Genomic DNA, 1,063 nt, shown 5'->3' on the forward strand with positions numbered 1-1,063 from the left:
GCCCATCGAGCGACACGTAAAAATCAGCCCATCGAGCGACACGTAAAAATCAAGAATGCAGCGACCCCTTTTGACCCTCAATACCAAGAATATTTGGTGAAGAGAAAATCTAAAAGGCTAGCTCGTAACTCTTGGAAAGAGCCTGTCCCGACTGCGTTATAAGTTGCTGGGTATCAATGATGCCTTAGTGGAGGCTTGAGCCGTATGCAGTGAAAGTTGCACGTACGGTTCTTAGAGGGGCGGCACTTGGTAACAAGTGTCGTCTACTCGACACTATGGGCTATTAACAAACCGCTGGGACGATGAAAGTTTGCTATACGATCACCAGTTTCAACATTGTAAATTCTGATGGTGGAAAACCCATTTAGGCTTCCCATCGTTTTATGACTTGTGACCTTTCCCATTACTAAAACATCATATCCACGTTCACGGGACAGATTCAGTGCGATTTCAATGGGAGCCAAATTACCACCAGACACGATGTCAGTAGATTCTTTTCTAAGGACGTCACCCTGAACAATTCTGTTTTCCACAGCTCCCTCAAGAATAGACACGAAATAATCAGTGCTCTCTTCCACAAAATCTGGGTTACCTTCAAATCTAGGAACGAATATTACTGCTTTTGACGGAATCTCAGAGGCCAATCTTTCTCGGACATTTACGATGGATGGATTCGCACAAGCCTGGAGAAAGATCAACGCAAGTAAAGGAAAAATTCGAATCATTTTCATGCTAACTCTCCAAAGATAACGCCTTGCAAAGGTGCAGCTAACCACCACAAAAATCAAGCAAAGCCACCGTAACCACTAAAGCCAAAGGTTAGCTGTCACTCTTAAACAATTTGTATGGTTAATCCCGTTCCATTTTAGGGTAAATTGGAGGCCCACCCTCAATGGCCGTTGAGGGTCTTTATGCAGTAGCTCGATTGAATGGCGGCTCCTCTTACGAGAGACCGGTAACAAGTGGGTAGCGCTGCATAACTCCTAGCAATAACTCGAACAGTCATTGGGGCCTCGAGCCCGTATAGCAAGGCAGAGTAAGCTTATAATGAACAACCATAAAA

General features: G+C 44.6%; 1 protein-coding gene. It reads right to left on the reverse strand.

The genetic code is table 11. The features are described from left to right. Nucleotides 1–263: 263 nt before the first annotated feature. The gene (locus L1D47_RS20790; protein ID WP_239886628.1) at nt 264–731 is read right to left on the reverse strand and encodes a hypothetical protein; all 468 of its coding nucleotides are present in this window, start codon (nt 729–731) and stop codon (nt 264–266) included. Between the last annotated feature and the right edge of the window lie 332 nt (nt 732–1,063).

The organism is Shewanella sp. Isolate7 (assembly GCF_022398425.1).
GTDB lineage: Bacteria > Pseudomonadota > Gammaproteobacteria > Enterobacterales > Shewanellaceae > Shewanella.